General features: G+C 63.7%; 20 protein-coding genes. 19 read left to right on the forward strand and 1 reads right to left on the reverse strand.

The genetic code is table 11. The annotated features are described in order from the left end of the window. The first annotated feature begins 38 nt into the window (after positions 1-38). From pnuC to hisF, 9 genes are all read left to right on the forward strand, one after another. Positions 39-752, forward strand: coding sequence for a nicotinamide riboside transporter PnuC (pnuC, locus tag ACQCST_RS09770; RefSeq protein ID WP_426995618.1), 714 nt, complete (start codon positions 39-41; stop codon positions 750-752). Then, a complete protein-coding gene (gene ribD / locus ACQCST_RS09775; RefSeq protein WP_426995619.1) occupies positions 749-1,927 on the forward strand; it encodes a bifunctional diaminohydroxyphosphoribosylaminopyrimidine deaminase/5-amino-6-(5-phosphoribosylamino)uracil reductase RibD in 1,179 nt (392 codons plus the stop codon). The genes pnuC and ribD overlap by 4 nt, the downstream gene beginning before the upstream one ends. Next, positions 1,927-2,619 (forward strand): riboflavin synthase, encoded by a 693-nt coding sequence (locus tag ACQCST_RS09780; RefSeq protein WP_426995620.1) that lies wholly within the window; start codon positions 1,927-1,929, stop codon positions 2,617-2,619. The genes ribD and ACQCST_RS09780 overlap by 1 nt, the downstream gene beginning before the upstream one ends. Positions 2,620-2,738: 119 nt before the next feature. Then, positions 2,739-3,374, forward strand: coding sequence for a 3,4-dihydroxy-2-butanone-4-phosphate synthase (gene ribB / locus ACQCST_RS09785; RefSeq protein WP_426999139.1), 636 nt, complete (start codon positions 2,739-2,741; stop codon positions 3,372-3,374). Next, positions 3,371-4,090: a GTP cyclohydrolase II gene (gene ribA / locus ACQCST_RS09790; protein WP_426995621.1), complete on the forward strand. Its 720-nt coding sequence runs from the start codon at positions 3,371-3,373 to the stop codon at positions 4,088-4,090. The genes ribB and ribA overlap by 4 nt, the downstream gene beginning before the upstream one ends. A 17-nt stretch (positions 4,091-4,107) precedes the next feature. Next, the gene (gene ribH, locus ACQCST_RS09795) at positions 4,108-4,593 is read left to right on the forward strand and encodes a 6,7-dimethyl-8-ribityllumazine synthase (protein ID WP_426995622.1); all 486 of its coding nucleotides are present in this window, start codon (positions 4,108-4,110) and stop codon (positions 4,591-4,593) included. A gap of 90 nt (positions 4,594-4,683) precedes the next feature. Further along, entirely contained in the window at positions 4,684-4,947 is a 264-nt protein-coding gene (locus ACQCST_RS09800; protein ID WP_426995623.1) for a phosphoribosyl-ATP diphosphatase, read from the forward strand. Positions 4,948-5,053: 106 nt separating this feature from the next. Beyond that, positions 5,054-5,896 carry an ATP phosphoribosyltransferase gene (gene hisG / locus ACQCST_RS09805; protein WP_426995624.1) on the forward strand — a complete coding sequence of 281 codons (843 nt, stop codon included), beginning with the start codon at positions 5,054-5,056 and terminating at the stop codon, positions 5,894-5,896. A 42-nt stretch (positions 5,897-5,938) separates the two neighbouring features. Continuing rightward, complete coding sequence (gene hisF, locus ACQCST_RS09810; RefSeq protein ID WP_426995625.1) at positions 5,939-6,715, forward strand: imidazole glycerol phosphate synthase subunit HisF; 777 nt, start codon at positions 5,939-5,941, stop codon at positions 6,713-6,715. An 88-nt stretch (positions 6,716-6,803) separates the two neighbouring features. On the opposite strand, the gene ACQCST_RS09815 is transcribed toward hisF, so the two are convergent. Beyond that, the gene (locus ACQCST_RS09815) at positions 6,804-7,448 is read right to left on the reverse strand and encodes a TIGR03085 family metal-binding protein (RefSeq protein ID WP_426999140.1); all 645 of its coding nucleotides are present in this window, start codon (positions 7,446-7,448) and stop codon (positions 6,804-6,806) included. Positions 7,449-7,560: 112 nt separating this feature from the next. Between ACQCST_RS09815 and hisI the strand changes: the two genes are divergently transcribed. The 10 genes from hisI to ACQCST_RS09865 all read left to right on the forward strand — a co-directional run bounded on the left by hisI (position 7,561) and on the right by ACQCST_RS09865 (position 21,291). Then, positions 7,561-7,980, forward strand: a complete 420-nt coding sequence (gene hisI / locus ACQCST_RS09820) for a phosphoribosyl-AMP cyclohydrolase (protein ID WP_426995626.1) — start codon at positions 7,561-7,563, stop codon at positions 7,978-7,980. Between the two features lie 75 nt (positions 7,981-8,055). Continuing rightward, positions 8,056-9,630, forward strand: a complete 1,575-nt coding sequence (locus ACQCST_RS09825) for an anthranilate synthase component I (protein ID WP_426995627.1) — start codon at positions 8,056-8,058, stop codon at positions 9,628-9,630. Positions 9,631-9,650: 20 nt separating this feature from the next. Beyond that, on the forward strand, positions 9,651-10,277 hold the full coding sequence (locus ACQCST_RS09830) for a Trp biosynthesis-associated membrane protein (RefSeq protein ID WP_426995628.1): 627 nt from the start codon (positions 9,651-9,653) through the stop codon (positions 10,275-10,277). 89 nt (positions 10,278-10,366) lie between these two features. After that, entirely contained in the window at positions 10,367-10,654 is a 288-nt protein-coding gene (locus ACQCST_RS09835) for an HGxxPAAW family protein (protein WP_426995629.1), read from the forward strand. Between the two features lie 2 nt (positions 10,655-10,656). Next, positions 10,657-11,475, forward strand: a complete 819-nt coding sequence (gene trpC, locus ACQCST_RS09840) for an indole-3-glycerol phosphate synthase TrpC (protein WP_426995630.1) — start codon at positions 10,657-10,659, stop codon at positions 11,473-11,475. Positions 11,476-11,568: 93 nt separating this feature from the next. Continuing rightward, positions 11,569-12,933, forward strand: coding sequence for a tryptophan synthase subunit beta (trpB, locus tag ACQCST_RS09845; protein ID WP_426995631.1), 1,365 nt, complete (start codon positions 11,569-11,571; stop codon positions 12,931-12,933). Next, positions 12,933-13,754 carry a tryptophan synthase subunit alpha gene (gene trpA, locus ACQCST_RS09850; RefSeq protein ID WP_426995632.1) on the forward strand — a complete coding sequence of 274 codons (822 nt, stop codon included), beginning with the start codon at positions 12,933-12,935 and terminating at the stop codon, positions 13,752-13,754. The genes trpB and trpA overlap by 1 nt, the downstream gene beginning before the upstream one ends. Positions 13,755-13,757: 3 nt before the next feature. Beyond that, positions 13,758-14,960: a prolipoprotein diacylglyceryl transferase gene (gene lgt, locus ACQCST_RS09855; RefSeq protein ID WP_426995633.1), complete on the forward strand. Its 1,203-nt coding sequence runs from the start codon at positions 13,758-13,760 to the stop codon at positions 14,958-14,960. Positions 14,961-15,224: 264 nt separating this feature from the next. After that, positions 15,225-19,841 carry a glutamate synthase large subunit gene (gene gltB / locus ACQCST_RS09860; protein ID WP_426995634.1) on the forward strand — a complete coding sequence of 1,539 codons (4,617 nt, stop codon included), beginning with the start codon at positions 15,225-15,227 and terminating at the stop codon, positions 19,839-19,841. Continuing rightward, positions 19,834-21,291: a glutamate synthase subunit beta gene (locus ACQCST_RS09865; protein WP_426995635.1), complete on the forward strand. Its 1,458-nt coding sequence runs from the start codon at positions 19,834-19,836 to the stop codon at positions 21,289-21,291. The genes gltB and ACQCST_RS09865 overlap by 8 nt, the downstream gene beginning before the upstream one ends. Positions 21,292-21,327: the final 36 nt, after the last annotated feature.

Raw genomic sequence — 21,327 nt, forward strand, 5'->3', positions numbered from 1 at the left:
AGCCATCGCGGTTCATGTAGGGAAGGAACGACACACAGATGGACTTTCTGCGATGGCTCTTCGAAGCACAGGTCCCCGTAGGCGGATCGGTGCTGATTCTTCGCGAAGTGCTGGGAAATATTTTTGGACTGGCGGGCGCCCTTGGTGGCATGCGTCGAAAAGTCTGGGCCTGGCCGGTGGGCATGGCCGGCAACATTCTGCTCCTGACGGTCTTCCTTGGAAACGTATTCGGCTCAGCAACCCCGGCAACACTGTGGGGTCAGGCCGGCCGCCAGATCATGTTCATCGCCGTTGCTGCCTACGGATGGCACCGCTGGCAGCAGAGCAGGGATGCCTCCGGAACATCCACCGCCATTGCTCCACGCTGGGCAAGCAACCGGACACGGATAGTTCTTGCCTTTGCCTTGGTAGCCGGGACAGCGGCGCTGACTCCGCTCTTCGATTCGCTGGGCTCCTACCCGCCGGTCTGGGCAGACGCCTGGACGTTCATGGGTTCGCTCCTGGCCACCTACGGCATGGCCCGCGGCTGGACTGAATTCTGGCTTGTCTGGGTGGCAGTGGACATTGTGGGTGTTCCGCTCCTGTTCAGCGCCGGCTACTACGCCAGCGCGTTGATGTACCTCTTCTACGGGTTCTTCACACTGCTTGGGTTCTTTGTCTGGTGGCGGGCGTCGACAGTCCAAAGCCTTGGTGATGCAGGGAAATCGGTGTCGGCGGAATCAGGCCTCCCAGAACCGGTGGTCAGCAAATGACACACACGCAGATCCCGTCATTCAGCGCAGCCGAAGCGAAGGCGATGGACACTGCCCTTGAAGCAGCGCTCCAGGGGCAGCGCGGTGCAAACCCACTGGTGGGGGCCGTCGTCGTAAGTCCCGATGGCCGGCAGTTGGTGACCGGCTATCATCGCGGTGCGGGAACCGCCCATGCGGAAGCCGATGCGATCGCCCAGGCCGTAATCCGTGGTGTGGACCTGGAAGGTGCCACGATGGTGGTCACCCTGGAACCCTGCAATCATTGCGGACGGACAGGACCGTGCGCCCAGGCGATCATCGCCGCCGGGATCGCGAATGTTGTCTACGCCATTGATGACCCGCATGATCCCGCTGCAGGAGGAGCCGAGACACTCCGGGCAGCAGGTGTCAGCGTACGGAGCGGACTGGCCGCGGACCTGGCTCTGGAGCTGAACCGCGACTGGTTCGGGTCCGTCCAAGCCAATAGGCCCTTCGTGACGCTGCATATCGCACAGACACTGGACAGCCGCATTGCAGCCGAGGACGGAACCAGCCAGTGGATTTCCAGCCAGGAATCGCTGGCAGACAATCACGGAGTCCGGGGCAGGATCGACGCCATCCTGGTCGGTACACAGACAGTGCTTGTGGACAATCCACGGCTCACGGCCCGCGATGCATCCGGTGAAACGGCCGGTAAACAGCCCCTTCGGGCTGTCATGGGGCTCCGCAAGATTCCCGCTGGCGCCGCCATCCGTGGCGACGACGGCAAGGTACTCCACCTACCTACCCGCGACCCGCACGAGGCATTAAATCTGCTGTTCGCGGCCGGGGTCCGGCACGTCATGGTTGAAGGCGGCTCGCGCATCCTCAGCGCCTTCCTCACGGCCGGACTGGTGGATGAACTCATTGTGTATCTGGCCCCCACCCTCCTGGGATCCGGCACGCCGGCTCTGGACGGCCTGGGTATCGCCACGCTGGAAAACGCCCAGCGCTGGGAATGGGACCATGCCTCCGGCGGAGCGGTCCGGCCGCTGGGCAGGGATCTACGGCTGCACCTTCGCCCGGAACAACTTCGCCCCGAACGCCGCCCGGAACACGGTCCGGCCCGGGACCCGGAGCGAGCTACACAGCAATCGACGTCAACATATTCACCACAGCCCCGCACAGCGGCGGGCGCAGCCACGGGAGGCTACTGATGTTCACCGGAATCATTGCAGAGCAGGGAAAAGTCCTCTCCGTCGACAGGGACGGCGACACGAGCGCCACCATCCGGCTCCGGGCTCCGGGCTCAACCGAGGGCCTGGCGCTCGGCGGCTCCATCGCCGTCAACGGCGTATGCCTGACCGCGACGGCCATCGACGGCCAGGAATTCAGCGTGGATGTCATGGGGGAGACGTTGATCCGCAGCACCGTGGGAGAACTCTCGGCCGGAGACGCCGTGAACCTTGAACGCTGCGTTCAAGCCGGCGGACGTCTGGACGGCCACGTGGTGCAGGGTCACGTCGACGGTGTCGGTGAACTGTTGGAGCGGGAGGCCCTGGGTAACTGGGACCGGCTGCGGTTCGCCGTGCCGCAGCGGCTCGCCCGCTATGTCGCGGAAAAAGGATCAATTGCGATCGACGGCGTGTCACTCACCGTCACGGCGGTCAGCCCGGCCCCTGAGCCGGCGCCCTGGTTCGAAGTGGGCCTGATTCCCACCACCCTCGCCGAGACCGGTCTCGGCGCAAAAGAGGCAGGCAGCCGGGTCAATCTTGAGGTGGATGTGCTCGCCAAGTACACAGAGCGGCTCCTCTCCTTCTCCGGTGGAAATCACGTAGGGGACATTGGCAGTGCTGCCGGCGAGTCGTCCGGCGGGAACCGGACCGAAGCGACAGGAGCAGGCAAATGAGCGGTGCAGCGCGTCCGGAGGCGTCACGGCTGGACCCGGCCCGGCTCGCGGCGGCACAGCCCCCTCCGGCCCAGCACCCTCCGGCCCGGCTTGACCCGATCGAGGACGCCGTCCGGGCCATGGCGGCCGGACGTCCTGTGCTCGTTGTGGACAACGAAGACCGCGAAAACGAGGGCGACATCATCTTTGCGGCCCAACATGCCACACCGGCGCTGATGGGCTGGACCATCCGGTACAGTTCGGGTGTGATTTGCGTTCCCCTGGACGGCGGCCGGGCGGATGCCCTGGCGCTGCCCCCGATGGTGGCAGTAAATCAGGACGCCAAGGGCACTGCCTACACGGTATCCTGCGATGCAGCATTCGGCGTGAGTACTGGCATTTCCGCCACGGACCGCGCGCTGACAGCCCGGGTGCTCGCGGACCCGGGCAGCCGCCCGGCTGCCCTGACGCGGCCCGGGCATATTTTCCCGTTGCGGGCCGTTAACGGAGGAGTGCGTGAACGCCCTGGCCACACCGAAGCGGCCGTGGATCTTTGCCGGCTTGCCGGCCTTGAACCTGTGGGTGTGATCGCTGAGCTGGTGTATGACGACGGAGAAATGATGCGTCTGGACGGATTGCGCCGGTTCGCTGCAGAGCACGGCTGCCCCTTGATCTCGATCGAGGACCTGGTGGCATATCTGGAAACCGGCGCCGCGAAGTCCGTTCAATCGGGCAGCCCGGCAGCCGGTCCGGCAGGAGTAGAGGAGAAACAATGACGGCTTCTGAAGCCCACAGCAACACCGCAACCCCCGGTCACCTGGCAAACGGGAGGGGTAAGCACCCGGTCAGCGGCGGCCCTGTAGTGCAGTTGCCCACCGCGTTCGGTGATTTCGTCGCGCAGGCCTGGACCGATCTGGCCACCGGCGCAGAGCACCTTGCCGTCAGTTCCCCCAACGCGCCTGAGGCAGGAAAAGCTCCCCTGGTCCGGCTTCATTCCGAATGCCTCACCGGAGACATCTTCGGATCCTACCGCTGCGACTGCGGCGAACAGCTGGCCTATGCACTGGAAATGATCCGTGAGTTTGGCGGCACTCTCCTGTACCTCCGCGGACAGGAAGGCCGGGGTATCGGGCTCGCCAACAAGATCAAAGCGTACGCACTTCAGGAGGCCGGCTTTGACACAGTGGAGGCCAACGAACAGCTGGGCCTGCCCGTGGATGCGCGGTGCTACAACGCCGCAGCGCAGATTCTGGCTGAGATGGGTCTGCACGAGGTGCGGCTCATGAGCAACAACCCGGACAAACAGAACCGGCTGGCAAGGGCCGGCGTGCGGGTGGTTGAAATGGTGCCTACCGAGGTGCCGTCACGCGACGAGAACATCCGCTACCTGCAGACCAAAAAAGACCGCATGGACCACCGGCTGACCCTGGATACCCGGGTTGCGCGTGTGGCCGGCGCGGCGCCAGACACTTTCGAACACGAACAAGACTGAACGGACCAGAATTTCATATGAGCGGACACGGCGCACCTGTCATTGACCTCACCACCCTCAACCCGGCGGAAACGTCTCAGCTCAAACTTGCCATCGTGGCGGCCAGCTGGCACACCCAGATCATGGACGGACTGCTGGCCGGCGCGCTGCGTGCGGCCAAGGACGCCGGCATAGATGCCCCTACCGTTCTACGCGTGCCAGGCAGCTTCGAGCTACCTGTAGCTGCTTCGCGGCTGGCACCGCACTTCGACGCAGTGGTGGCCCTCGGCGTCGTCATCCGCGGCGGAACGCCGCATTTTGAATATGTTTGCCAGGCCGCAACGATGGGCCTGACCGATGTCAGCGTCACCACCGGCGTGCCCGTTGGATTCGGTGTGCTGACGTGCGACACAGAGCAGCAGGGCCTGGACCGGGCCGGACTGGATGGTTCTTCGGAAGACAAGGGGCACGAGGCAGTCACCGCGGCACTGGCCACTGCTGTTCTGCTTCAGCGCTACAAATAGCCAGGCCAGCATGTGCCTTCTCTCACATGTTTGGCGTCATGCAGCGGGTGGGGAAGCGCCCTCCGGTCCCGAGCAAGTAGGCTGGAGCGCGTGAAGAATTTCGAGACGCTGTTCGCAGAATTGAGTGAGAAGGCCGCCACACGGCCGGCCGGCTCCCGCACCGTCGCTGAATTGGAGTCCGGAATCCATGGCATCGGCAAAAAAGTCGTGGAGGAAGCAGCCGAGGTCTGGATGGCTGCGGAGTATGAATCCGACGACGCTGCGGCAGAGGAGATCTCCCAGCTGCTGTACCACCTGCAGGTCCTGATGCTCGTCAAGGGTCTCACGCTGGAAGACGTCTACAAGCATCTCTAGCCACGGGTGCAGCTGTCCCGGCCGGATAATTCCGACGCCGCGGCCAGAGGCACATCGCGTGGCACGTTTTGCCTGATCACTAGACTTCCTAACCAAGAAAGACCCCATGCTGCGAGTAGCCGTACCCAATAAGGGCTCCCTGTCCGAAGCCGCCTCTGCCATGCTGACCGAGGCGGGCTACCGCCAGCGCCGCGATACCCGCGAGCTGGTGATGGTGGACCCGGACAACGACATTGAATTCTTCTTCCTCCGTCCGCGTGACATCGCGGTTTACGTCGGTCAGGGAACGCTCGACGTCGGCATCACCGGCCGTGATCTGCTGCTTGACGCGCAGGTGGAGGCTGAAGAACTTCTTGAGCTGGGCTTTGCGGCATCAACATTCCGGTTCGCCGGCCCCGTCGGTGACTTCACCGGCGTCGAACAGCTGGAAGGCAAGCGCCTCGCCACCAGCTATGACGGCCTCCTCCGCGACTACCTCGCGGAGCGGGGCATCAACGCCAAAGTAGTCCGCCTGGATGGTGCCGTGGAGTCCTCGGTCCGGCTGGGCGTCGCAGACGCGATCGCGGACGTCGTCGAAACCGGCAACACCCTCAAGGCTGCCGGCATGGAAATCTTCGGCGATCCGATCCTCCGTTCCGAATCTGTACTGATCGGACGCAAGGGAGAGCGGAATCCCGCCGCCGAGGTCCTGATCCGCCGCCTGCAGGGCGTGCTGGTGGCACGTCAGTACGTCCTGATGGACTACGACATCCGCAAGGAGCTTGTGGAAGAGGCCGCTGCGCTGACTCCCGGACTGGAATCTCCCACGGTGTCGCCGCTTCGCGATTCGGACTGGGTAGCCGTCCGTTCCATGGTCCCGAAGAAGGACACCAACCGGATCATGGATGAACTCTATGATCTGGGCGCCCGGGCGATTCTGGTCAGCAGTATCCACGCCTGCCGCATCTGATCCGCCGTTCCCCGCCAGCACCCAGCCAATTCAGGAGAAGCCATGGCCGTAGCTGTACGCGTTATTCCGTGCCTGGACGTTGATGCCGGCCGTGTGGTCAAGGGCATCAATTTCGAAGGGCTCCGCGACGCCGGGGACCCCGTTGAACTGGCTCACCGCTACGACACCGCCGGCGCGGACGAGCTGACGTTCCTTGATGTCACGGCGTCATCGGGCAACCGAGAGACCACGTTCGACGTCGTCCGGCGGACGGCCGAAGAGGTCTTTATCCCGTTGACCGTGGGCGGTGGAGTCCGCGGCGTTGCGGAGGTGGACAAGCTGCTGAGATACGGTGCGGACAAGGCTTCAATCAACACCGCTGCCGTGGCCCGCCCGGAGGTCATCGACGAAATCACCCGCCACTTCGGTTCGCAGGTGCTTGTGCTGTCCCTTGACGCCCGGCGGATCCGGGCGGGGTCCGAACCCACGGCGTCGGGCTTTGAAGTGACCACTCATGGCGGCCGGCAGGGGACAGGCATCGATGCCATTGCCTGGGCCCGGGAGGCTGCTGACCGCGGAGTCGGCGAAATACTCCTGAACTCGATCGATGCCGACGGCACCAAGGACGGCTTTGACCTCGAACTGATCCGGTTGGTGCGGGCCGCTGTCCGGGTTCCGATCATTGCCTCCGGCGGAGCCGGGGAACCGGCTCACTTCGCGCCGGCCGTTGCAGCTGGCGCGGATGCCGTGCTGGCTGCGTCGATTTTCCACTTTGGCCCGGACGACATGATGACCCAGGTCAAGGATGCCATCCGCGCAGCAGGCTTCGAAGTCCGCTGATTTCCCCCAACGCGGGGTCACTTACAGCCGGTCCAACGCACGTTATTGGGCCGTAAGTGACCCCGCGTTGCTGTTTAGAGGGCGACTTTTAGAGACCGACTTCGGCTGACTGGAGAAGCGCGACGGCGTCCGGCTGGCCCTCGAAGGTCACCAGCGCATGCCTGGTCCGGCCATGGGCATGCATCAGGAGTTCCCCGGGCTCGCCCACGATGGCCACTGAAACGGGAGCCCGCTTGGCCACATGCCGCGGACCCGAAGGGCGAACCAGTACAATTCCCAGGTCAACACCGCGGTACAGGATCGCGGCGCGCTTGATGAGCTCATCCCACAATGCGTCGGAGTATTCTTCATCGAGCGCCCTGGGCGCCCAACGGTCTACTGCACGCCTGATGTCCTCGGTATGGACAAAGTACTCGATGAGATTTGAACTTTCGTCCAATGCCTTGATTTTCATCGGCGAAAGCGCCGGAGGTCCCGACCGGAAGGTATTGACGAGTTCTGCGAAGTCCTCGGTGGTTTTAAGCTTCGCGGCAAGTTTGGCCGTGGCCTTATCAGAAGCCTTGGCCAGACTCTTGATCACGAGCCCCAGTCCGACTGCCGCTTTGCGCTCCCGCAGGTATAGATGTGCAGCGAGATCCCTGGTGCGCCACCCGCGGCAGAGCGTGGGAGAGTCAGGACCGGCCGCCAGCAGGGTTTCGGCCAGGACTTCTCGGGACGGGTCGACGAATTGCATCACTTGTGAAACTAGCACGGGAGCGCAGGAGTTGCGCAGTGGAACCGCCGCCCAATCCGTGCCGTTCTTCACACACATCCCGGCATCGGGGAGAGGCACTAGACTTGATCTGATGTCTGAGCAGCCTGCCCCCGCCCCCTTGCCCGGTTTAGCGCCCGGTTTAGCGCCCGCCGAAAGCCCCCTTCCTGCCGAAGTTGCTGCTGCCCTCAAGCGAGATGATGCGGGCCTCGTCGCAGCGATTGTTCAGCAGTTCGACACTCATGAAGTGCTCATGCTGGGCTGGATGGACGACGAAGCACTCCACCGCACCATGACCAGCGGCCGTGTCACCTTCTACTCCCGCTCCCGGCAGGAATATTGGCGCAAGGGAGACACTTCCGGTCACGTCCAATGGGTCAAATCCCTGGCCATGGACTGCGACGGCGATGCACTGCTGGTCCGTGTGGACCAGGTCGGAGCAGCCTGCCACACCGGAACCAGGACGTGCTTCGACGGCCGGGAACTCGCCGTCGAAGTCGGTCATGCCGGCTGAGACCGCCTGCTGAACCCGTTCCACCCCCACCCTCAGATACAGTCAGCACACAAGAACAGGCGGAGAACCATAGCCATGCAGGACCTTGGAATCATCAGCCCGGGCCTGGAAGAGTTCCGGGAACTCGCCGGCCACAGCCGTGTCATCCCCGTCCGGCTGAAGGTATTGGCCGACGCCGAAACCCCCATCGGTCTGTACCGCAAGCTCGCCCAGGGCCAGCCCGGAACCTTCCTGATGGAATCCGCCGCTGTGGGCGGTGCCTGGTCGCGCTACTCGTTTATCGGCTCGAAATCGCGTGCCACGCTCACAACGCGGAATGGCGAGGCATACTGGCAGGGCCATCCGCCGGCAGGCGTACCGGTGGACGGCAGCCCGGTTGATGCCATCAGGGACACCATCGCCGCCCTTCGAACTGACAGGTTCGACGGGCTGCCGCCCTTCACCTCAGGGTTGGTCGGGTTCCTCGGCTGGGAGACCGTGCGCCACTGGGAGAAACTCACCAGCCCGCCGGAAGACGATCTCCACCTGCCCGAAATGGCCCTGAACCTGGTGACCGACATGGCCGTCCACGACAACATGGACGGGACGGTGCTGCTGATCGCCAACGCCATCAACTTCGACGGCAGCTCAGACCGGGTCGACGAAGCCTGGCACGATGCCGTGGCCCGTGTGAAGGCGCTGCTGGCGCGCATCAGTACTCCGGTGGAGCAGCCGGTGTCGGTGCTGGAATCAGCCGCCCTTGATTTCGCCTCCAGCGTGCAGGAACGCTGGGACGAACCGTCCTACCTCGCAGCCCTGGATCGCGGCAAGGAAGCCATCGTGGACGGCGAGGTCTTTCAGGTGGTCATTTCGCGCCGCTTCGAGATGGAGTGCGGCGCGTCACCCCTGGACGTGTACCGGGTGCTCCGCAATACCAACCCCAGCCCCTACATGTATATCTTCAGCCTCGAGGATGCTGACGGGCGCGAATACTCGATTGTGGGTTCGTCCCCGGAAGCCCTCGTCACCGTCACGGGTGAGGAAGTCATCACGCATCCCATCGCGGGTTCGCGGCCGCGCGGGAAGACTATCGAGGCGGACAAAGCGCTGTCCGAGGAATTGCTGGCCGATCAAAAGGAACGCGCCGAACACCTGATGCTGGTGGACCTCTCCCGCAATGACCTCTCCAAAGTCTGTGTGGCCGGAACCGTTGACGTGACGCAGTTTATGGAGGTGGAACGCTTCAGCCACATCATGCACCTGGTCTCAACGGTGGTGGGCAAGCTCGCACCTGGCGCCAAGGCCTATGACGTCCTGAAAGCCACCTTCCCGGCGGGCACGCTGTCAGGGGCGCCCAAGCCACGGGCCCTGCGCCTCCTGGACGAGCTCGAACCGCACCGCCGCGGCATCTACGGCGGTGTGGTGGGCTACCTTGATTTCGCCGGTGACATGGACATGGCCATTGCCATCCGCTCCGCGTTGCTGCGTGACGGCCGCGCCTACGTCCAGGCCGGCGGCGGGATTGTGGCTGACTCGGTGAACCCCACCGAAGCGCTGGAAACGGTCAACAAGGCGGCTGCCCCGCTTCGTGCGGTCCACACTGCGGGTTCGCTCCATAACATCAGCGCGGATACGGTGCCTGAACCCGTGTCCCCAGTGTCGGAGGCATAGTGCGGGAATCGGAAAGCCCAGTGACGGAACACGCCGGGCAGAAGCAGCGTGGACGGTCCGGTGCCCCGGTCTGGGCCCGGAAGTCAACGCTCGTCCTGCTTATTGCGCTGATAGCCCTGTCAGTTTTCGGTACCACGACGCAAACGTGGATGACTGTCCGCCTCGACCCTGAGCAGCTTGGCCAGGCTGCGAGCCAGAACGGCCTTCAGGTCCAGGGAAGCAAAGCGGCCACCACGGTCACGGCTCTTGCCCTTGTTGCCCTCGCCGGCGGGCTCGCCGCGTCCATCGCCGGCCGGATTGCCCGCTGGATCATTACCGTCATTATTGCGCTGGCCTCAGCCGGCATCATCGCAGCTGCGGTGACCGTCCTCACTGATCCACTGGCCGCAGCGCAGGGCTCCATCGCGACAGCCACCGGAATCACCGGAAGCAATGTGCAGGTGGGCGTCACTGCGTTCCCGGTCCTCGCCGTCGTCGCCGGTTGTTTGCTGGCGCTCAGCGCATTGCTCATTATTCCTGCCGGACGTCACTGGAAGACGAGGACCAAGTATGATTCGCCGGTCAGCGGCAGCGCGGCCGTCGCGTCAGGACCGGTGGACGAGATCGACAGCTGGGACAGGCTGTCGCGGGGCGACGATCCCACCTGAGCGGGCCCTTCCGGCCCGGGCCTGCCGATACCCAAGCCCCAGCTAAAAAATGGCAGAATGTAAGCAGTATTCATCCTGAGGAGATTCACATGAGCAAAGCCACTGTTCCCGCGTCCAAGCCTGCCACCACGGGAGTGGCCCACCACGGCGTCGATCACAGTGCTGAACTGGGCCACGGCAACAGCCCGGCAGCCTGGACCTGTGTCATTGTGATGCTTGTTGGTGCCTTGCTTGCGTCCATTGCCTTCGTTATCGCCAACACCCCCATCTTCATCGCCGGTGCGGCCATCATGGTTATCGGCCTGATCGTCGGATATGTCATGCGCAAAGCAGGCTATGGCGTAGAGGGCAGCAAGCTGAAGAACTCCGGCCACTAGCGGTGACCGTTCTCGATGACATCAATGCAGGTGTCAGGGAGGATATGGAGGGTCGGAAGCGACTCGTTTCGCTCGGCGAGCTGAAGGACCGTGCGGCAGCTGCTGCCCCCTCACGGGATGCGTGGGCTGCCCTTGACGGTCCGTCCCGGCACCGGGACCAGCTTAAGGTGATCGCGGAAATCAAGCGGCGGAGCCCGTCCAAGGGCGATCTGGCCACCATCATGGATCCCGGTTCGCTGGCTGTGCAGTATGCCGACGGCGGTGCTGCCGTGATCAGTGTCCTCACCGAGCAGCGGCGCTTTAACGGTTCCCTGGCGGATCTGGACGCCGTCCGTGCCCGGGTGGACGTTCCGTTGCTCCGCAAGGACTTCAACCTGGACGAGTACCAGATCTGGGAAGCCCGCGCCCACGGTGCGGATCTGATCCTGCTCATCGTCGCAGCGCTCTCCGACGCGCAGCTCCGCGAGTTCACCGCCCTGAGTCACGATCTTGGAATGAACGTGCTGGTTGAAACGCACACTGCCGAAGAGATAGAGCGCGCGGTGGCCGCCGAAGCGCGGATAATCGGGGTGAATGTGCGGAACCTGAAGACGCTCGACGTCGACCGTTCAGTATTCGCTTCCCTCGCTGGAAGGATTCCCGCCGAAGCGGTGATCGTGGCGGAATCCGGCGTCCGGGGGGTAAGCGATGTCACCCACTACGCACGCAGCGGCGCCAACGCGATTCTGGTGGGGGAGGCGCTGGTCAGCGACTCCACACCGCGTGAACGGATCGGCGAATTCGCAGCCGCCGGTGCGGCCGCCATCGCCGCCAGGTCATAGCTCTTTCCGCGGATTCAATCCGTAATACGCCGGCCGGAAGAGGCCGGCACCACTGGTTTTTGAACGATCAACTGGAACAGGACGGTGAGACTGATGGTTGATGCACCTTCAGCGAACGCTGACGACAACGCGGCTGACGCATTTCTGCAGGGCGGCCCTTCACTGCGCCACGCTCCGGGGCCGTACTTCGGCAGCTACGGGGGGCGCTGGATGCCCGAGTCGCTCATCGCGGCTTTGGACGAGCTCGAAGACACCTTCGAGAAGGCAAAAGCCGATCCTGATTTCCTGGCGCAGCTGGCAGACCTGAACAAGAACTACTCGGGCCGTCCGTCCCTGCTGACCGAGGCCAAACGCTTTTCCACACATGCCGGCGGCGCGCGGGTTTTCCTCAAGCGTGAGGACCTCAACCACACCGGTTCACACAAGATCAACAACGTCCTGGGCCAGGCCCTCCTGGCCAAGCGCATGGGGAAGACCCGGATCATCGCCGAGACCGGCGCCGGCCAGCACGGCGTGGCCAGTGCCACTGCGGCGGCCCTGCTGGGCCTGGAATGCGTGGTCTACATGGGTGCCGAAGACTGCCGCCGCCAGGCATTGAACGTGGCCCGGATGCAGCTGCTGGGAGCCACAGTAGTGCCGGTGACCAACGGCTCCCAGACGCTGAAGGACGCCATCAACGATGCCTTGCGGGACTGGGTCAGCAACGTGGACACCACCCACTACCTGCTCGGCACCGCCGCCGGCGCACACCCGTTTCCCGCCATGGTCCGCTTCTTCCACGAAGTGATCGGCGAAGAGGCCCGCGCGCAGATCCTGGAACAGACCGGCAAGCTTCCGGACGCAGTCTGTGCCTGTATCGGCGGCGGTTCCAATGCGATCGGTATCTTCCACGGCTTCCTCGACGATCCGTCCGTGCAGATCTTCGGTTTCGAAGCCGGCGGCGACGGGGTCGACACCGGCCGGCATGCCGCCACCATCACGCTGGGCAAACCCGGCGTGCTGCATGGCGCCCGCTCCTACCTGATGCAGGACGACGACGGCCAGACCATCGAGTCACACTCGATTTCGGCCGGACTGGACTATCCGGGGGTAGGCCCGGAGCACGCGTACCTGGCTGACATCGGGCGCGTGACGTATGAGCCCATCACGGACAGTGAGGCCATGGACGCCTTCAAGCTGCTGTGCCGGACGGAAGGCATCATTCCGGCCATCGAGTCCTCGCATGCCCTGGCTGGCGCCATCAAGGTGGGGAAGCGCCTCACCGACGGCAAGACCAATCCCTCGGACACCGTGGTGATGGTGAACCTTTCCGGCCGTGGCGACAAGGATGTGGAGACTGCCGCCGAATGGTTCGACATGCTGGATGAGGACGGCAGCGTCAAGGGCACCAACCTCTCTACCCGGAAGCCCAAAGGGCCGACTGACCGGGCCGCCGCCGCGAGTGAGGACCAGAACTGATGACTGAGCAGAACGTAAGCAAGTCCGCCGCCGCCATCGACCTGGCTCGTGCCGCAGGGCGCTCCGCCCTGGTGTGCTACCTGCCGGCCGGGTACCCGGGCGTCCAGGCAACGATCGACGCCGGCATTGCCATGGCGCAGAACGGTGCGGACCTGATCGAGATCGGCATCCCGTATTCCGATCCGGTCATGGACGGCCCTGTGATCCAGGCCGCCACTACCGAGGCCATCGCCAACGGCTTCCGGGTGGAAAGCGTGTTCGACGTCGTCGCCGGCATCACGGCAGCTACGGATGTTGCTGTTCTTGTCATGACCTACTGGAACCCTGTGGTGCGGATGGGCGTGGACGAGTTCTCGCGCCGCCTTGCCGAGGCCGGCGGAGCCGGGCTTATCACGCCGGACCTGATCCCGGACGAGGCGGCCGAATGGTTTGCGGCCTCGGACAAGTACGGCCTGGACCGGGTCTTCCTCGTGGCGCCGTCGTCCTCGCCCGAACGCCTGGCCATGACCGTCAAGGCGAGCCGTGGCTTTGTATATGCCGTTTCGATCATGGGTGTCACCGGTACCCGGCAAGCAGTCAGCAGCAGCGCCGAGCGGCTGGTAGCTGACACCCACGCGGCAGGAGCAGAGCGAGTATGTGTGGGCCTGGGTGTATCCAGTGCGGACCACGTCCGTGAGATTGCGGGCTACGCTGACGGCGTTATTGTAGGAACGGCCCTGGTGGCTGCAATCCGCGACGGCGGTGTAGAGGCAGTTGCCCGCCTCACGAAAGACCTCAGCGCGGGACTCCGCAGTACCGTACCCACAACGGAAGAAGCCTAAGCGATGCAGACCCTCATCCACGCTGCGGCGATGGTTCCCGCAAGCATTCCGAGCCCGGGCTGGTCTGGGTTCGACATCCCGCTGCCATGGGGTTCCCTGCGGATCCACGCTTATGCATTGTGCATCCTGGCGGGAATCATTGTTGGCCTGTGGCTGACCTCGGCCCGCTGGGCCAAGCGCGGAACGCCGGAAGGCAGCGTGTGGGACATCGTCATCTGGGCCATTCCCTTCGGTATTATCGGAGGCCGGCTCTACCACGTGGTTTCTTCTCCGGATGCCTACTTCGGTCCGGGTTTTGACGGCACCGGCGATCTCTCTCTGATTCCGCAAATCCAGCGAGGTGGCCTGGGGATCTGGGGTGCCGTTGTCCTTGGCGCGTTTGGCGCCTGGATCGGATGCCGCAGGGCAGGGGTCAAGTTGACTGCATTCCTGGACGCTGCGGCGCCAGGCCTGTTGCTGGCCCAGGCAATCGGACGCTGGGGAAACTACTTCAACCAGGAGCTGTTCGGCAGCCCCACCACGCTGCCCTGGGGCCTTCAGATTGATGCCGACAACGCCAACTTCCCGGCGGGCATGCCGGCCGGAACACTGTTTCATCCCACCTTCCTGTACGAGTCACTGTGGAGCCTTGTTGGCGTCGGAATCCTGCTTGCCCTCGACCGTAGATTCCACTTCCGCCGTGGACGGCTTTTCTGGATCTACGCCATGTACTACACTCTCGGCCGGGTATGGATCGAAGCCATGCGGATCGACGACGCCGAGCGGATCACTCTCTTTGGTGTCACCGCGCGGCTCAACGTCTGGACAAGTATTTTTGTCTTTGTCGCAGCGCTGATCGTGTTCGTCCTGCTGGGGCTGCGCAAGCGGCCCGGTCCGGACAGCCCCTACCTGCCGGGCCGGAAGCCGGCAGAGGACACCGCGGACGCGGCAGAGGACACTGCGGACGCCGAAGATGATACTACGGACGCGGCGGACACAGATCCGGCGGAAATCAATACCGTCCGGGATACGGACTCTGCTGTCTCAGATAGTGAATCGCGTGATAATCTCCCTGATAACCAAAGCGGTCCAGGCCACCCTTCTTCTTCAATGGAAGGGGTGCAGGCGTCCACCGGCGGCAATACGCCCGTCACGGACTCACCGGCAGCCGGAATTTCCGGTCACAAAGCCACAGGAACCGCGCCGGAGGCTGACAGCACCAGGTAGTCCAGCACCGGCAAGGCAGGGCAGCAGAGTTACCACTCGGAGAGCCCGTCACCACAGCGTCGTGGCATCAGGGCCCAGCCCGGACAGCACAGAGCTGCCAACCGGGCAAGCCCGGGTCAGAGGCCTGCGTAACTGTTAGTTCTGCAGCCCCGGCTGGCCTACAATTCCAATAAGTAACGCTTTGTTGTGCCCATCACACCGGCGCTCTGAGTGGGGCCAACGTTGTCCCTTCCATACGCACGATCAGGAGGAAGGACGTCTCCCATGACCCAAATTCTTCACGGCCCCAGTTGGTCGGAACCGAACCAGCCAGACGCCGTTGTGTCACCGTTTAAACGGTTCGCGGCGCTTCCGGAGGCGCGCGGGCTGTACAACCCGGAGCACGAGAAGGACGCCTGTGGTCTTGCGATCATCGCCACGCTGCGGGGCGAACCCGGCTACGACATCGTTGATGCCGCCCTGACGGCCCTGCGCAACCTGGAGCACCGTGGCGCTGTGGGCGCCGACGAAGGCACTGGTGACGGCGCCGGCCTGCTGATGCAGGTGCCGGATGAATTCTTCCGTGCCGTGAGTGAATTTGAGCTCCCGGCGCCCGGGCAATACGTGGTGGGTACCGCCTTCCTTCCGGCTGAACAGCGCGAATCGGACGCCGCCAAAGCCGGCATCGAGGGGCTCGCCGCTGACGAGGGCCTGACCGTCCTTGGATGGCGTGAAGTCCCCATCGTCGCTGACCTGGTGGGTGCCATGGCACGCGCCTGCATGCCGTACTTCTCGCAGCCCTTCTTTGCCTCATCGACCGGCGAACAGCTGGACCGCAACGAACTCGATTCACGCGCCTGGCGGATCCGCAAGCGGGCCCAGAACAAGTTCGGTGTCTACTTCCCGTCGCTGTCCTCGCGCACCATCGTCTACAAGGGCATGCTGACCACTGCGCAGCTCGAGCCGTTCTACCCGGACCTTTCAGACAAGCGCTTCAAGACGAAGCTGGCGATTGTCCACTCACGTTTCTCCACCAATACTTTCCCGTCCTGGCCGCTGGCCCAGCCGTTCCGCACCATTGCCCACAACGGTGAGATCAACACCGTCAAGGGCAACCGGAACTGGATGCGGGCGCGCCAGTCCCAGCTGGCGAACCCGCTGCTGGGCGATTCCCCGGAAGAGCTCTATCCCATCTGTACACCGGGTGCTTCTGACTCTGCGTCATTCGATGAGGTTGCTGAACTGCTGTGGCTTTCCGGGCGCCCCATCACACACTCCATCATGATGATGATCCCGGAAGCCTGGGAAAACCACGCCACCATGGATCCGGCACGCCGGGCTTTTTATGAGTACCACTCGCTGCTGATGGAACCGTGGGACGGGCCGGCTGCGGTCTCGTTCACGGACGGCAATCTGGTCGGTGCCACGCTGGACCGCAACGGACTGCGTCCGGGCCGCTACTGGATCACCGAGGACGGCCTGATCATTTTCGCCTCCGAGGTCGGCGTGATCGACGTCGAACCTTCCAAGGTGGTCAAGAAGGGACGTGTTTCGCCCGGCAAGATGTTCCTCGTGGACACGGATGCCGGCCGGATCATCGACGATGCCGAGGTCAAGGCCGAAGTTGCAGCCGCCAACCCGTGGGCGGACTGGGTCAAGGACAACCTGATCGACCTTAAGGACCTGCCCGAGCGCGAGCATGTGCTTCACACGGCAGCGTCCGTGAACATCCGCCAGCGGACGTTCGGTTACACCACAGAGGAACTGAAGATCCTGCTTGGCCCGATGGCACGCACCGGCGCAGAGCCACTGGGCGCCATGGGGTCAGATACCCCGGTGGCCGTATTGTCCAAACGGCCACGGCTGTTGTTTGACTACTTTGTGCAGTCGTTCGCCCAGGTGACCAACCCCCCGCTGGACGCCATCCGCGAGGAGCTGGTTACCTCACTGATGTGTGCCATCGGCCCCAACGGCAACCTGCTGGATGTCAAGCAGGTCCGCCAGCCACAGGTTTCACTGCCGTTCCCGGTGATCAATAACGACCAGCTCGCCAAGATTGCGAATATCGAAAGTCCCGACGGCGACAAAGTAGCCATGAAGGTCCGCGGACTGTACCGCCCGGAAGGCGGCGAGAATGCGCTCCGTGCGCGGCTGACAGAGATCTGCGAGCAGGTTTCAGGTGCCATCAACCGTGGCGTCCAGTACGTCGTTCTCTCTGACCGCGACTCGAACGCCCAATGGGCGCCCATCCCGTCGCTTCTCCTGGTCAGTGCCGTGCACCATCATCTGCTGCGCAGTGCCAACCGCACCAAGACCGCCCTCGTGGTCGAAGCCGGCGATGTCCGCGAAACACACCACGTGGCAGTGCTGATCGGCTTCGGCGCGTCAGCAGTAAACCCGTACCTTGCCATGGAATCCGTGGAACAGCTCATCAGTACCGGTGATGTTGTCGGTGTCACGCCCCAGGACGGGGTGTACAACCTCATCAAGGGGCTTGGCAAAGGCGTCCTGAAAATCATGTCCAAGATGGGCATCTCCACGGTGGCGTCCTACACAGGTGCCCAGACGTTCGAGGCGCTCGGCCTCGGCCAGGAACTGGTCGACGAATTCTTCTCCGGCACACACTCCCAGCTGGGCGGCGTTGGCCTGGACGTCATCGCCGCGGAAGTTTCCGCGCGGCACCAGATGGCCTACCCCGAGGGCGGCATCGAACAGCCGCACCGGCCACTGTTGGGCGGCGGCGAATACCAGTGGCGCCGTGACGGCGAGCCACACCTTTTCAACCCGGAGACTGTTTTCCGGCTTCAGCATGCCACGCGTGAACGCCGCTATGACATCTTCAAGTCATACACCAAGGGCGTGGACGATCAGTCCGAGAACCTTATGACCCTCCGGGGTCTGCTGAAGTTCAAGGACGGGAAGCGTCCCGCTGTGCCGCTCGAGGATGTGGAGCCGGTCTCCAGCATCGTCAAGCGCTTCTCCACCGGCGCCATGAGCTACGGCTCCATCTCCAAGGAAGCCCACGAGACTCTTGCGATCGCCATGAACCGGCTGGGCGGCAAGTCCAACACCGGCGAAGGCGGCGAGGACGTGGACCGGCTGCTGGATCCGGAGCGCCGTTCAGCGGTTAAGCAGATCGCCTCCGGCCGTTTCGGCGTCACGAGCCTGTACCTGAGTAACGCTGACGACATCCAGATTAAGATGGCGCAGGGTGCAAAGCCCGGCGAAGGCGGTCAGCTGATGGCCCAGAAGGTCTACCCCTGGGTAGCCCGGACGCGTCACTCCACGCCCGGCGTCGGACTTATTTCACCGCCCCCGCACCACGATATCTACTCGATCGAGGACCTCGCGCAGCTGATCTATGATGCGAAGCGCGCGAACCCCTCGGCCCGGGTGCACGTGAAGCTCGTCTCCGAGGTGGGCATTGGCACAGTTGCCGCCGGTGTCACCAAGGCGAAGGCCGACGTCGTACTGGTTTCCGGTCACGACGGCGGTACAGGCGCCTCGCCGCTGAACTCTCTCAAGCACGCCGGTGTTCCGTGGGAGCTGGGCCTCGCAGAGACCCAGCAGACCCTGATGCTCAACGGCCTGCGCGACCGCGTGGTAGTGCAGGTTGATGGCCAGCTGAAGACCGGCCGGGACGTTGTGATTGCAGCGTTGCTGGGAGGTGAGGAATTCGGGTTCGCTACTGCACCGCTGGTTGTTTCCGGCTGCATCATGATGCGCGTCTGCCACCTGGATACGTGTCCGGTGGGAGTTGCCACCCAGAATCCGGAGCTGCGGTCCCGCTTCAACGGCAAACCGGAGTTCGTGGTGAACTTCTTCGAGTTCCTGGCCGAGGAAGTCCGCGAGATCCTTGCGGAGCTCGGCTTCCACACCTTGGAAGAAGCGATCGGCCATGCCGAGATGCTGGACACCCGCGAGGCAATCAACCACTGGAAGGCTGAGGGGCTGGACCTCGATCCGATCCTGCACGGCCTCGAGTTCGACGACGACGCGCCGCTTCGTAACATGACCGGCCAGAACCACGAACTGGACAAACACTTCGACCAGCGCCTGATCGCCATGGCAGCGGAGGCCCTGAGCGACCGCAGCCCGGTGAAGATCGCGGTTGATGTCATCAACACCGACCGTTCGGTGGGTACCATGCTGGGCCATGTGGTGACCAAAACGTTCAGCACGGATGTTCTGGCCACGGATACGATCGACATCACCCTGACTGGCACCGCCGGACAGTCGCTGGGGGCGTTCCTCCCGGCAGGCATCACCCTGCGCATGTATGGCGATTCCAACGACTATGTCGGCAAGGGCCTGTCCGGAGGCCGGATCATCGTCCGCCCGCACCGCACCAATATTTTCCAGGCCGAGCGCAACGTGATCGCGGGAAACGTGATCGGCTACGGTGCCACGAGCGGCGAGATGTTCTTCCGCGGCCAGGTGGGCGAACGCTTCATGGTCCGCAACTCGGGTGCCACTGCGGTGGTGGAGGGCATTGGCGATCATGGCTGCGAGTACATGACCGGCGGTCAGACGCTGATCATCGGGCGGACTGGCCGTAACTTCGGTGCCGGAATGTCCGGCGGTACCGCCTTCGTCCTGGATCTGCAGAGCACCCGTGTCAACAAACAGGCGCTCGAAACCGGGGAGCTGAAACTGCTTGACCTGGACGCTGAGGACCGCGACATTGTGCACGCCCTGCTGGTCAGGCATGTTGAAGAGACCGAATCCGTTTTGGCGGCCCGGCTGCTGGAGAACTTCGACGACACCGCGGCCCGAATTACCAAGGTGCTGCCGCGCGACTACGCGGCCGTCCTGCAAACCCGTCTCGACGCCATCGAAGAGGGTCTTGACCCTGATGGCGAAGAAGTTTGGTCTCGAATCCTGGAGGTGACCGGTGGCTGATCCACGCGGATTTCTGAAAGTACGTCAGCGCGAAACCCAGCCCCGCCGCCCCGTTCCGGTCCGCATCATGGACTGGAAGGAAGTCTATGAGGCCCAGGAAAAGGGTGTCCTCAAGAGCCAGGCCGGCCGCTGCATGGACTGCGGTGTGCCGTTCTGCCACCAGGGCTGCCCGCTGGGCAACCTGATCCCGGAATGGAATGACCTCACTTGGCGGGGCAAGGGCGAGGAAGCCATTGAACGGCTGCACGCCACCAACAACTTCCCCGAATTCACCGGCCGGCTCTGCCCGGCACCCTGCGAGGCATCCTGTGTTCTGGGAATCAACCAGCCTGCAGTGACCATCAAGCAGGTTGAAGTCTCCATCATCGACGACGCCTTCGAGAACGGCTGGGTCAACCCGCTGCCGCCGGCGCGGCTCACCGGCAAGACGGTCGCAGTCGTCGGTTCCGGCCCTGCAGGGCTGGCGGTTGCGCAGCAGCTGACACGGGTGGGCCACACGGTGGCGGTTTACGAGCGGGACGACAAGATCGGCGGGCTCCTGCGCTATGGCATTCCCGACTTCAAGATGGAAAAAGAGCACGTGGACCGCCGCATCGACCAGATGAAGGCGGAGGGTACCCGGTTCCGGACTGGGGTTTCCGTGGGTCAGGACGTGACCTGGGAGCAGCTGCGCCGCCGGTACGACGCCGTGGTGGTTGCCACCGGAGCCACCGTGCCGCGCGATCTGCCGATTCCCGGGCGCGAGTTTGAAGGTGTCCACTACGCCATGGATTACCTGGTCCCCGCCAACCGTGTGGTTGCGGGCGAGCAGGTGGAGAATCAGATCCACGCCAAGGGCAAGCACGTGGTCATTCTGGGCGGCGGCGATACGGGAGCGGACTGCCTAGGCACCGCCCACCGTCACCAGGCGGCATCAGTGACGACCCTGGCGATCGGTAAGCAGCCTCCGGTTGAGCGCAACAGCAACCAGCCCTGGCCGACCTTTCCCACGCTTTTTGAAGTTGCCAGCGCGCACGAAGAAGGCGGCGAACGCACGTATCTCGCCTCAACCGTCGAGTTCGTGGGCGAGAACGGCAAACTTACCGGAGTCAAGGTTGCCGAAACTGAATTTGTCGACGGCCGCAGACTGCCCAAGGCCGGCACGGAACGTGTCATTCCGGCGGATTTGGTGCTCCTGTCGCTTGGTTTCACCGGGGCGGAGCCTGCCGGAATCACCGCGCAGGTCAGTGCAGAATTCGACGGCCGCGGCAACGTGGCCCGCGACGGGTACTACATGACAAACACCGACGGCGTGTTTGTTGCCGGTGACGCCGGCCGTGGCCAGTCACTCATCGTGTGGGCCATAGCCGAAGGCCGTGCCTGTGCGGCTGCGGTGGACAAGTTCCTCATGGGCAGCACCATCCTGCCGGCCCCCGTGGCGCCGACTGACCGTGCCATCGCGGTCCTCTAGTCACAATCAGGAGTCGACGGAAGTTCACCTCCACAA

It is taken from the genome of Pseudarthrobacter sp. N5 (assembly GCF_050157035.1).
Taxonomy (GTDB): domain Bacteria; phylum Actinomycetota; class Actinomycetes; order Actinomycetales; family Micrococcaceae; genus Arthrobacter.

Excerpts from the sequence above, each read along its gene's own strand:
- ACQCST_RS09825 (WP_426995627.1), top strand. The coding sequence starts at position 8,056 with ATGCAGGACCTTGGAATCATCAGCCCGGGCCTGGAAGAGTTCCGGGAA.
- ACQCST_RS09780 (WP_426995620.1), top strand. The coding sequence starts at position 1,927 with ATGTTCACCGGAATCATTGCAGAGCAGGGAAAAGTCCTCTCCGTCGAC.
- hisF (WP_426995625.1), top strand. The coding sequence starts at position 5,939 with ATGGCCGTAGCTGTACGCGTTATTCCGTGCCTGGACGTTGATGCCGGC.
- trpA (WP_426995632.1), top strand. The coding sequence starts at position 12,933 with ATGACTGAGCAGAACGTAAGCAAGTCCGCCGCCGCCATCGACCTGGCT.
- gltB (WP_426995634.1), top strand. The coding sequence starts at position 15,225 with ATGACCCAAATTCTTCACGGCCCCAGTTGGTCGGAACCGAACCAGCCA.
- hisI (WP_426995626.1), top strand. The coding sequence starts at position 7,561 with ATGTCTGAGCAGCCTGCCCCCGCCCCCTTGCCCGGTTTAGCGCCCGGT.
- ribB (WP_426999139.1), top strand. The coding sequence starts at position 2,739 with ATGGCGGCCGGACGTCCTGTGCTCGTTGTGGACAACGAAGACCGCGAA.
- trpB (WP_426995631.1), top strand. The coding sequence starts at position 11,569 with ATGGTTGATGCACCTTCAGCGAACGCTGACGACAACGCGGCTGACGCA.
- lgt (WP_426995633.1), top strand. The coding sequence starts at position 13,758 with ATGCAGACCCTCATCCACGCTGCGGCGATGGTTCCCGCAAGCATTCCG.
- ACQCST_RS09835 (WP_426995629.1), top strand. The coding sequence starts at position 10,367 with ATGAGCAAAGCCACTGTTCCCGCGTCCAAGCCTGCCACCACGGGAGTG.
- pnuC (WP_426995618.1), top strand. The coding sequence starts at position 39 with ATGGACTTTCTGCGATGGCTCTTCGAAGCACAGGTCCCCGTAGGCGGA.
- ACQCST_RS09815 (WP_426999140.1), bottom strand. The coding sequence starts at position 7,448 with ATGCAATTCGTCGACCCGTCCCGAGAAGTCCTGGCCGAAACCCTGCTG.
- ribD (WP_426995619.1), top strand. The coding sequence starts at position 749 with ATGACACACACGCAGATCCCGTCATTCAGCGCAGCCGAAGCGAAGGCG.
- ribH (WP_426995622.1), top strand. The coding sequence starts at position 4,108 with ATGAGCGGACACGGCGCACCTGTCATTGACCTCACCACCCTCAACCCG.
- hisG (WP_426995624.1), top strand. The coding sequence starts at position 5,054 with ATGCTGCGAGTAGCCGTACCCAATAAGGGCTCCCTGTCCGAAGCCGCC.
- ribA (WP_426995621.1), top strand. The coding sequence starts at position 3,371 with ATGACGGCTTCTGAAGCCCACAGCAACACCGCAACCCCCGGTCACCTG.